The sequence below is a fragment of the Streptomyces aureus genome (genome assembly GCF_000725495.1).
GTDB lineage: Bacteria > Actinomycetota > Actinomycetes > Streptomycetales > Streptomycetaceae > Streptomyces > Streptomyces aureus_B.
In genome coordinates, this window is sequence record NZ_JNZD01000090.1 from 1 (window position 1) to 394 (window position 394).

The window sequence follows — 394 nt, forward strand, 5'->3', positions numbered from 1 at the left end:
CTGCCCAGGGTAAGTCGGGACCTAAGGCGAGGCCGACAGGCGTAGTCGATGGATAACCGGTTGATATTCCGGTACCCGCTGTGAAGCGTCAAACATCGAACCAGGCGATGCTAAGTCCGTGAAGCCGCCCCGGAGCCTTCGGGCAAAGGGGAGTGGTGGAGCCGACGGACCAGACCTGCAGTAGGTGAGTGATGGGGTGACGCAGGAAGGTAGTCCATCCCGGGCGGTGGTTGTCCCGGGGTAAGGGTGTAGGCCGTGTGATAGGCAAATCCGTCACACATTAAGGCTGAGACCTGATGCCGAGCCGATTGTGGTGAAGTGGATGATCCTATGCTGTCGAGAAAAGCCTCTAGCGAGTTTCATGGCGGCCCGTACCCTAAACCGACTCAGGTGG

At 59.1% G+C, this 394-nt stretch carries 1 rRNA gene; it reads left to right on the plus strand.

Annotated features, from left to right (window positions below):
• Window positions 1–394 (plus strand): 23S ribosomal RNA (locus IO36_RS36095); the annotation flags it as partial.